The 1,206-nt window shown below is 68.5% G+C and carries 1 protein-coding gene; it reads left to right on the forward strand.

Features of this window, described 5'->3' with window-relative positions; translation table 11 throughout:
• The coding region (locus AC3ERT_RS36495; RefSeq protein WP_435179481.1) for a beta-ketoacyl synthase N-terminal-like domain-containing protein at positions 1-1,206 on the forward strand (1,206 nt) is incomplete at both ends.

Here is a 1,206-nt window from a genome sequence, read left to right on the forward strand (position 1 = left end):
TATTGATACGGCGTGTTCGTCGTCGTTGACGGCGATTCACCTGGCGGCGCAGGCGTTGCGGTCGGGTGAGTGTGGGATCGCGTTGGCCGGTGGGGTCACGGTGATGGCTTCGCCTGGGACGTTCACGGAGTTTGCGCGGCAGCGGGGATTGGCTGCTGATGGGCGGTGCAAGCCGTTCGCGGAGGCCGCTGACGGCACGGGGTGGGGTGAGGGCGTTGGCGTGGTGGTGTTGGAGCGGTTGTCGGACGCTCGCGCGCGCGGGCATCGGGTGCTGGCGGTGGTAGCCGGTAGTGCGGTCAACCAGGACGGGGCGAGTAATGGTCTGTCGGCGCCGAACGGTCCCTCCCAGCAGCGGGTGATTCGGGCCGCGTTGGCGAGTGCGGGGTTGCAGCCGGGTGATGTGGATGTGGTGGAGGCGCACGGGACTGGCACTGCGTTGGGTGATCCGATCGAGGCGCAGGCGCTGCTGGCGACCTATGGGCAGGATCGTGATCCGGCGCGTCCGTTGTGGTTGGGGTCGGTGAAGTCGAATATCGGTCACACGCAGGCGGCTGCGGGTGTGGCGGGTGTGATCAAGATGGTGCAGGCGATGCGCCACGGGATGCTGCCGCAGACCTTGCACGTGGACGCCCCGTCGTCGCATGTGGATTGGTCGGCGGGGGCGGTGGAGTTGCTGACCGCCCCTCGCGAGTGGCCGGCGGGTTCTGGTCCTCGGCGGGCGGGTGTGTCGGCGTTCGGGATCAGTGGCACCAACGTCCACCTCATCCTCGAACAGCCCGTGCAGGGGGCCCCTGTCCTGGACGGGTCTGCCGACGACGGACAAGTTCTGGATGGGGTGGAGTCCGTCTCGGAGGTGGGGTCGGAGTCTGGTGGTTCTGTGGTGTGGGTGGTGTCGGCGCGGTCTGATGCGGCGTTGGTGGCGCAGGCGGGTCGGTTGGCGGAGTTCGTTGACGCTCGCCCTGAGGTCTCGGTCGGGGATGTGGCGTTGTCGTTGGCGGTGACGCGGACGACGGGGTTCTCGCACCGGTTGGCGGTGGTGGGCCGGGACCGTGATCAGTTGCTGACGGGGATGTCTGCGGTTGTCGCGGGGCAGGTGGGGCCTGGTGTGGTGAGCGGGGTGGTGTCTGGGAGTGCGGCTTCGGTGGTGCGGCCGGTGTTTGTGTTTGCGGGGCAGGGTGCGCAGTGGGTGGGGATGGGGGTGCGGTT

Source organism: Actinacidiphila sp. bgisy145 (assembly GCF_057708125.1).